Source organism: Cytobacillus oceanisediminis 2691, assembly GCF_007678455.1.
GTDB lineage: Bacteria > Bacillota > Bacilli > Bacillales > Cytobacillaceae > Mesobacillus > Mesobacillus oceanisediminis_A.
The window spans coordinates 335,524-342,000 of the sequence record NZ_VEEP01000006.1 but is presented as its reverse complement, the minus strand read 5'-3'; the positions used below and the strand labels follow the sequence as shown (position 1 = coordinate 342,000).

8 protein-coding genes are annotated in these 6,477 nt (G+C 44.6%); 7 read left to right on the top strand and 1 reads right to left on the bottom strand.

Annotation, left to right across the window (positions count from 1 at the left end):
- The 4 genes from FS736_RS14240 to FS736_RS14225 all read left to right on the top strand — a co-directional run.
- Positions 1-1,692 (top strand): RHS repeat-associated core domain-containing protein (locus FS736_RS14240; RefSeq protein WP_186326796.1); only part of this gene is annotated, 1,692 nt, incomplete at its 5' end.
- Positions 1,692-2,129 (top strand): SMI1/KNR4 family protein, encoded by a 438-nt coding sequence (locus FS736_RS14235; protein WP_144478365.1) that lies wholly within the window; start codon positions 1,692-1,694, stop codon positions 2,127-2,129. The genes FS736_RS14240 and FS736_RS14235, both read left to right, overlap by 1 nt.
- 163 nt (positions 2,130-2,292) lie before the next feature.
- Complete coding sequence (locus FS736_RS14230; protein ID WP_186326795.1) at positions 2,293-2,541, top strand: hypothetical protein; 249 nt, start codon at positions 2,293-2,295, stop codon at positions 2,539-2,541.
- A gap of 77 nt (positions 2,542-2,618) precedes the next feature.
- Complete coding sequence (locus FS736_RS14225) at positions 2,619-2,957, top strand: hypothetical protein (RefSeq protein ID WP_144478363.1); 339 nt, start codon at positions 2,619-2,621, stop codon at positions 2,955-2,957.
- Positions 2,958-3,001: 44 nt separating this feature from the next.
- Here FS736_RS14225 and FS736_RS14220 read toward each other — a convergent pair whose 3' ends face one another.
- Complete coding sequence (locus FS736_RS14220; protein WP_144478361.1) at positions 3,002-3,196, bottom strand: hypothetical protein; 195 nt, start codon at positions 3,194-3,196, stop codon at positions 3,002-3,004.
- Between the two features lie 296 nt (positions 3,197-3,492).
- On the opposite strand from FS736_RS14220, the gene mreB reads away from it, so the two are divergent.
- The 3 genes from mreB to FS736_RS14205 all read left to right on the top strand — a co-directional run bounded on the left by mreB (position 3,493) and on the right by FS736_RS14205 (position 6,465).
- A complete protein-coding gene (gene mreB, locus FS736_RS14215) occupies positions 3,493-4,497 on the top strand; it encodes a rod shape-determining protein (RefSeq protein WP_144478359.1) in 1,005 nt (334 codons plus the stop codon).
- Positions 4,498-4,697: 200 nt separating this feature from the next.
- Positions 4,698-5,516 carry a flagellar hook-basal body protein gene (locus FS736_RS14210; RefSeq protein ID WP_144478357.1) on the top strand — a complete coding sequence of 273 codons (819 nt, stop codon included), beginning with the start codon at positions 4,698-4,700 and terminating at the stop codon, positions 5,514-5,516.
- A 100-nt stretch (positions 5,517-5,616) separates the two neighbouring features.
- Positions 5,617-6,465 carry a flagellar hook-basal body protein gene (locus tag FS736_RS14205; RefSeq protein WP_144478355.1) on the top strand — a complete coding sequence of 283 codons (849 nt, stop codon included), beginning with the start codon at positions 5,617-5,619 and terminating at the stop codon, positions 6,463-6,465.
- The last annotated feature ends 12 nt before the right edge of the window (positions 6,466-6,477 follow it).

Below are 6,477 nucleotides of genomic sequence, written 5' to 3'. Positions count from 1 at the left end.
CGCAAGATGTTCGGCATGCATGGATTGTCCAACCCGGCACACGACCCGGCTCTGAAAACAACCGGCGGCATGCTTTACTACCAGTATGACGGCACACGCGCAGTGTCCGAGGTGACCGACCGCCACGGCGACATCATCGAGCGTTACCGCTACGACGCGTTCGGCAGCATCTTCACCGGCACGACGACGCCATACAACTATCATGGCTACACCGGCATGCGCTACGACGGGAAGTCCGGTTTGGTCGACATGAACGCCCGCTGGTACAACCCGGGCGCGGCCCGATTCATGAGCGAAGACACCTATCCTGGTGATGTAAGCCAGACCCAGACACTGAACCGCTATTCCTATGTCATGAACAACCCGGTCAACCAGTGGGATCCAACGGGGCATATGGCAGAAGATTTATTCGGAGCAGCAGTTCCAGCATGGGTGAAAGCAGGGGAGACCAACCTGATCCAGGTGGGTACCAACACCTATGAAAATTGGGAGCCAGTCTACCCGGGCACATCACCGAAACCAGTGCCATCGGAGATCGTCCTGGTCAACACAAGCACAGCGAAGGATGGAATCACTGACACATACCGTCAGTCATTCACCACGACGTGGTATTACCAGTACACGACGATTCTGATTCAGGATGATATTTTCAAACGGCTTCATGATCCAAGGGAGCAATCATTCTCGGAAACAGAAACCTACCAGTGGGACGTCTTCATCTCCGCAGAGGAAATTGCTAAAGGGAACCAGGAGAAGATCAGGGCGATGGTCGGGTTCCCGGCGGATGCAAAGCTTGTCTCGGTAGATGTTTCGTTGCCGTATCAATATCAGCAACTAGAAAAAGAACTTATGAAGCAATTTAGGACTAGCCAGGTTTATGGTCCTTCCAATCAGTATGCCACCGGATTCTCGGAAAAAGAGATTGCTGGAATAAGAAGCTATTTAAATGCGATTAATCAGTCATATACCGATTCGAACGGAATTCTCAGAGATAAAGGTGGAAATGTATTCTGGTCCTATTATGAAAACCAGTTAATGGTTTACGGACCTAACGATATACCAGCTAGTATTCTCAGTGAAATTACCGGGAACGGTAAACCAGATATAGTAGGCGAAATAGCAATAGACTTATTATCTGGCAGTTTAACTGGAGCCGGGGTAAGATCTGTACGTACCTTAGGAACAGTTTCAAAATCAACGACGAATTTTGTTAAAAATGGAAATATTGGTAGATATGTTTCAAATCAGAATGGATATATTAATTTTTCAAAGGGTACGGATGAGGTTAACTATGCTTTATTTAATAAAACACATAAAGGCGCACAGCCAAAGCCTAGAGTTGTTGGACCAAATGAAGGCAGATTACAGTCTCATCATGGATTACAGCAGGAATGGGCAAAGAACAACCTTAGTCAATATGGTTATAACCCTGATCTTGCTCCAACAGTGACTATCGAAACAGGAAAAGGGTTACCACATACTTTAATAAGCAATTCACAAAATGCTAGAAGGAATGCAAGGGTTGCATCAGGACAAGGCAAGTGGAGTTCTTCCTTACAAGATGAATTACAGTATTTAGTGGATGATTTTACAAAAGCAGGATATAATCGTTCAACTATTGAAGGGGTTTTAGAACAACAATATAATATGTTTGATAAACTAAAAGTACCTTACAAAAGGATTGATTATTAATGGGTATATTTGATAGATTAAATAAAATATACACAATAGAGACAAAGGATAGGCCGGCAACAGATGACGAAATAAAGCAACTTCAGGCATTTTCACCTGTAAGTTTACCATTGGATTATATTAGTTTTTTACAAGATGCAACTGATGTGGAAATAATGGTAAAAAATGGTAAATTGATTAGAGTTTGGGGGATTACCGGGATGAATGGTGTTATTGAACTAAATGAGGCATATGAAGTTCAAAAAAATATCCCTAATTCGTTAGTAATTGGTGATGATAGCGGTGATATGGCATTATTGCTTCTAAATGGTAATGATGGATTTGGTCTATATTTAACTGGTTTTGGTGACCTAGATGAAGAAACCGCTGTAAAGATAGCACCAACTTTGAACGATTTTTTTATTGATAAAGTTGGTGTAGAAAAATTTCTCTGGTAATAATAATTACATTAAGTAAGAGGAAGTAAGAATGTACTAAAAATTTATAAAACGAAAGCTTGGTTAAAAACCTTGATTGGCTTTATGCCTTTCAAGGTTTTTTTATAAACAACTAATCAAAACTACTGGCAAAATCCATTTACTTAACTTGAGCGACGGACCAGTGGATGACCTGCCAGATTACTTAGTCAATCCACAAAGCAAAGTCAAGTACACCTACGATTCAGCCGGAAACAGGCTGACGATGACGGATGACGAAGGAGCCACCGAATACACGTATAACGCGATGAACCAGCTGCAGACAGGCGGAAAAGAGCGTTATGAATATGACGACAATGGCAATGTCATCTCCAAGACAAACAGTGAAGGCAAGGTACAGTCCAGTACAGCTACAACAACAGGGACCAGCTGACACTCGTCGAGTTCGAGGATGAAAGCTACGTCGGCTACTCCTATGACGGAATGGAACGCCGCATCTACCGGGAAGAAATGTCTAGGAAGGATTTCGACTGCCTGAAAAAAGGGCAGGAAAAAGGAAAAGGCAAAGCCAACTGCAACGACAACGCCAAATCCGGCAACGGCCAATTCAACAACCCGGGACAGGGCAAGAATGGCCTGTACAAAAAATTCGGCGAGAATGACCAGGATCATGTGTACCACAAGGAAACAATGTACCTGTACGAAGGTCTGTCCAATGTCCTTCATAAGGAATACAGCGCGACCCGATCTCCTTATGCACAGTACTACAACGAGTCGGACAACCAGATCATCTCACGCAAGATGTTAGGCAAGCGTGGATTGTCCAACCCGGCTAGTTTACTATCATGATTCACCATATAACTATGTTAAAGTGTGCAATTACTGTCCTAGAATTAATCCCCACTATCCCCTCCATCACTATCCCCATCATCATCCGAATCACGTCCTTCCCCTCCGATGCTGTCGGGTGCTGAGGATGGATTGCTGATATCTGGTGCCTCGCCGCGTTGTGCGGATTGACGCAAATTTTTAATGACTGTATAGGAAAGAAATAAGATTACGACGACTGCTGCTGTTAATAAGCCCATATGATTCCTCCGTTCTCCATTTTTTCTATTTTACCATTTTACAAAAAAACCGTGAATTTTCGCTAATATGACAAATTTCCGCAAAACCTATCAAATTTATTAACAGTTAGTTACTTCTTTATTACAATTGTGATAAAATAAACAATTAGGGTAGAATATGGTTCGCAGATTGCGGCAACGTCTGAATATTCTCGGACATAGTGGTCTATTTTTACATAGATGAGGGTTTCGACAGCTGAGATAACGAGGCTAAAGTCAGCCGCAGCCAGCGCATTTGTCAAGGAGGAAAAAGAAGAATGTTTGCTAGGGATATTGGGATTGACCTTGGTACTGCCAATGTATTGATCCATGTTAAGGGCCGTGGAATTGTCTTGAATGAACCGTCTGTTGTGGCGATTGATAAGAATACGAATAAGGTTTTGGCTGTCGGGGAAGAAGCGCGCAAAATGGTTGGGCGTACACCTGGCAATATCGTAGCGATTCGTCCATTGAAAGATGGAGTAATCGCAGATTTCGATGTAACAGAATCCATGCTTAAACATTTCATCAATAAATTGAATGTAAAAGGGTTCTTGTCGAAACCGCGCATCCTGATTTGCTGTCCGACGAACATTACAAGCGTCGAGCAAAAGGCGATCAAGGAAGCAGCTGAAAAAAGCGGCGGCAAGAAGATTTATCTTGAAGAAGAACCAAAGGTTGCGGCCATCGGCGCAGGCATGGATATCTTCCAGCCTAGCGGGAATATGGTTGTTGATATCGGTGGAGGTACTACTGACGTTGCGGTCTTATCAATGGGAGACATCGTTACATCCCAGTCAATAAAAATGGCCGGTGACAAGTTCGACTCAGAAATTTTAAGTTATATTAAACGTGAATATAAGCTGTTAATCGGTGAGCGTACAGCTGAAAACATCAAGATTCAAATTGGGACTGTCTTCCCGGGCGGCCGCAGTGAGGAAATGGAAATCCGCGGACGTGATATGGTATCTGGACTTCCGCGCACGATTACGGTCCATTCTGATGAGATCGAAAAGGCATTGAGGGAATCTGTTGCTGTTATTGTCCAAGCGGCAAAAACAGTTCTGGAGAAGACTCCTCCTGAATTGTCTGCAGACATCATTGATCGAGGTGTCATCCTGACTGGCGGCGGTGCATTGCTTCACGGCATCGACCAACTGATGCAGGAAGAGTTGAAAGTTCCTGTGCTCATAGCTGATAATCCAATGGATTGCGTAGCGATTGGTACGGGTATCATGCTTGATAATATTGATAAAATCGCGGGTCGCCGCAGAATTGTATAAAACAGAAAATCTGGAATTTTCTCGGTTAAAAGGCCGCAGGATTCCAGATTTTTTTATGTTCTACCCAATTTTTCTGGAATAAAACCCAAAATCCTACATTTTCCTGCAAATTTTTAATGTTTCTTGCCGATATATTTCTTATAATAGAGAGTAGTGAAAAAATTTCCTGTCATAGGGATTTTTCCAATAGAGGTGGAAATATGTTTAGAGGCTTTTACACAGTGGCTTCCGGGATGCTTGCGCAGCAGCGCAGGACCGAAATGCTGACGAATAATATGTCCAATGCCAATACGCCAGGCTATAAGGCGGACCAGGCGGGAATGAGGGCGTTCCCGGAAATGCTGCTCCAACGCTTTGACAAGCAGCAAATTCCGACAGAAAATGGCCTGAATCTTCCGTTTAACAAGGAGATTGGCACAATCAATACAGGTGTGTACATGCAGGAAGCGATCCCGAAGTTCATTCAGGGTGATTTACGTGAAACTGGACGGAAGACGGATGTCGCGCTGCTAGATATAAATATGCCGGAGAATGGCTCGGTATTTTTTACAGTCCGCAATGCAGATGGTACGGTTCGTTATACAAGGAACGGAAATTTCACAGTCAATGCGCAGGGGTATTTAACGACGGGGAGCGGCCATTATGTCCTTGATTCAGCCGGACAGCAGATCCAGCTTTCAAGCGACCGTTTTACCATCAGTGAAGGCGGTGTGCTGACTGGTGAAAATGGAGAGACTGCTGCACTAGGTGTTGCCTACGCAAACAACCCGCTCAGGATGATCAAAGAAGGAGACGGCCTGTTTCGTACTGAAGATGGCGGCGAGCTGCCGAATGCTACTGGAGCTGAAGGTGTCCAATTCAGGACACAGCAGGGCTTTCTTGAACAATCAAATGTTGATATCAGTAAGACTATGACCGACATGATGACAGCATATCGCGCGTTTGAGGCAAACCAGAAGATCCTTCAGGCTTATGATAAAAGCATGGAGAAGGCTGCGAACGAAATTGGAAGACTGTAACTTGTATTTTGGATCGCATTGCCAGTCCGGTGGAAAACTGGATTCGAATAACGGTGCAAACTATTCCGTGTCTGTTATGGCACGCATCGAGGTATAAAATATGAACAGAACAATGATTACCGCGACAAATACATTATCCCAGCTGCAAAAACAGATGGACCTGATCAGCCACAACCTGGCGAATGTTGATACTGCAGGATATAAGCGCCGGGATGCGTCCTTCACTGATTTGCTTGTGCAGGAATACCGGAACCAGCCGAATAATGCGCTGGAGCCGCAGAACCGGATGACGCCTTTTAACATCCGCCAGGGGAATGGAGCAAGACTTGGACAGGTTCAACTGACGTTATCTCAGGGAAACCTGAAATCAACTGGCCGTTCGCTTGATACAGCCTTCACATCGGAAGGCCAATTTTACCGGGTGCTAGTTCGCAATGAGGACGGAAGCTCGGCAATGCGCTTGACTCGCAATGGTGCACTGTATCTGACACCACTGTCTGATAATGAATCCATGCTGGTCAATAGCGATGGGCATGCTATTCTGGATGAAAACAGCCAGCCTGTCACGATTTCCGGCAATGTGAAAAACTTCCGTATCAATGAAACGGGCGGTTTTTCAGCAGAAATGTACGATGGGACGAGCCAGAATTTCAATCTTGGTGTAGTATTGGTAGAGAAGCCGCAGTTTTTGGAGCAAAAAGGCGGCAATCTGCTTGGATTGCCAGATAATCTAGCGGAACTTGGAGTGGAAGAGGCAGACATCCTTACCGCTCTCAATGGTCAGCAGCGCAACAGGGTTTCGATCCAGCAGGGCTCGCTTGAGCAATCGAATGTTGACATGAGTAAAGAAATGACGGATTTAATCAATGTACAGAGGAGCTACCAGTTCCACTCGAAATCGATTACGCTGGCCGATCAAATGCTCGGGCTGGTGAACGGAATCCGTTAAGAGGGGAAGAAC